Raw genomic sequence first — 1,472 nt, forward strand, 5'->3', positions numbered from 1 at the left:
CTAGGAGCCTGTCCGAGTAATCCTCTTGGCGGCGGTTCCTGATGGTGATTCACTCGGCTTATGGCCAAGGTGTTTCGCGCGTGGGATATCGATCAGGGCTGGCTTCTGCCGCCCTCGCTGCATGAGTTTGTGCCGCCAGGGCACATGGCGCATTTCGTGCGCGACACGGTGCGAGAAGTCCTTGACCTCTCCGCCATCCTCAATACCTACGCCGAGGAACGTGGCTACCCGCCCTACCATCCCGGCATGATGGTGGCGCTCCTGCTCTACGGCTACAGCCGCGGCCTGTACTCCTCCCGACAGCTTGCCCGTGCCTGCGAAGAGCGCGTCGACGTGATGGCGGTGACCGGACTGAACCGACCGGACTTCCGAACCATCGCCGACTTTCGCAAGCGCCACCTCGTCGCCCTGTCGGATCTGTTCGTGCAGGTGCTGCGGCTGTGCCAGGCGGCGGGTCTGGTCCAGTTCGCCCACGTCGCCGTCGATGGGACCAAGGTGAAGGCCAACGCTTCGCGCCACAAGGCGATGAGCTATGGCCGGATGAAGACGGCCGAGCCGGCGCTGGCCGCCGAGGTCGAGGCCTGGCTGGAGCGAGCACGCAAGGCGGATGCGGCCGAGGATGGGGCGCTGGGCGCGGACCAGCGCGGCGACGAGACACCGGACTGGATGGCTGACAAGCAACGGCGGCTGGAGAGGATCCGCGCCGCCAAGGCCGCGCTGGAGGCGGAAGCCGCCGATCCACCCGATCCCGACGACGAGAGCGGTCCCGGCGCATCGTCCGGCATGCGCTGGCAAGGCAGGCCCTTGCGCGATGAGAATGGCGGTCCGCCGGATCGGGCACAGCGCAACTTCACCGATCCCGACAGCCGCATCCTGCCGACCCGTGACGGGTTTGTGCAAGGCTACAACGGCCAGATCGCCGTCGATGCGGCCCATCAGGTCATCGTGGCGCACCGCCTCGTGACGAACTCCGCAGACTCACGCGCTCTCGTGCCGCTCGTCGATGACGTACGCGCTCACCTCGGTCGCAAGCCTCGCGAGGTCTCGGGCGATGCCGGCTTTGCCAACGAGGCGAACCTATCGGCGCTGAAGCAGCGCAGGATCATGGCCTATCTGGCGCCGGGCCGGGCCCGCCATGGCGAGGCGAATGCGACGGGGCGGCGCAAGCTGACCAAAACACCTCTGATGAACGCCATGGCCACGCGCCTGAAACGGGCTGGCCGGCGAAGCCGCTACCGCCTGAGAAAACAGGTTGTCGAGCCCGTCTTCGGGCAGATCAAGCAGGCCAGAGGCTTCCGGCAGTTCCTTCTGCGTGGGCTCGATCAGGTCCGATGCGAATGGGCAATGATCTGCACCGCCCACAACCTCCTCAAACTGGCCAAAGCGGCCCGATGAGACCAAACGCACGGCAATCAGCGTCAAGGCGCAGCCTCAGCCCATCGGGCAAATCCGTTACTCGGACAGGCTCCTAG

The 1,472-nt window shown here is 66.2% G+C and carries 1 protein-coding gene; it reads left to right on the plus strand.

Annotated elements, in window-relative coordinates:
* Window positions 1–60 precede the first annotated feature (60 nt).
* On the plus strand, window positions 61–1,395 hold the full coding sequence (locus O5O54_RS22150; protein WP_279484013.1) for an IS1182 family transposase: 1,335 nt from the start codon (window positions 61–63) through the stop codon (window positions 1,393–1,395).
* Window positions 1,396–1,472: the final 77 nt, after the last annotated feature.

Origin of the sequence: Aureimonas sp. SK2, from assembly GCF_029813115.1 — a bacterium.
GTDB lineage: Bacteria > Pseudomonadota > Alphaproteobacteria > Rhizobiales > Rhizobiaceae > Aureimonas.